The organism is Enterobacter cloacae complex sp. ESBL7 (genome assembly GCF_041679625.1).
Lineage (GTDB): Bacteria > Pseudomonadota > Gammaproteobacteria > Enterobacterales > Enterobacteriaceae > Enterobacter > Enterobacter asburiae_B.
The window spans coordinates 1-255 of the sequence record NZ_JBGORN010000070.1; the positions used below are offsets into that span (position 1 = coordinate 1).

Below are 255 nucleotides of genomic sequence, written 5' to 3' on the forward strand. Positions count from 1 at the left end.
TGCTCTACATGAGTTTTTTACCGACATTTACCGCAGGTCCGGTTAACCGTGCCGTACAGTTATTCCCTCAACTGGAAAATCAAAAACGGCATATCCTTCATTATAAAAAAGCGTTGTTTTTAATCGTTCTTGCCATCATCAAACTGTTTCTTTTTAGTTCATGGCTAAACGATAATCTGGTCACGGATGTTTTTAATAATCCTGATGCAGCAAGTGGCTGGGATTGTCTGTTGGGGGTATTTGGCTGGGCATGGG

1 pseudogene is annotated in these 255 nt (G+C 41.6%); it reads left to right on the plus strand.

Annotation, left to right across the window (positions count from 1 at the left end):
* Positions 1-255 (plus strand): annotated as a pseudogene (locus ACERY3_RS25500) (hypothetical protein); the annotation flags it as partial.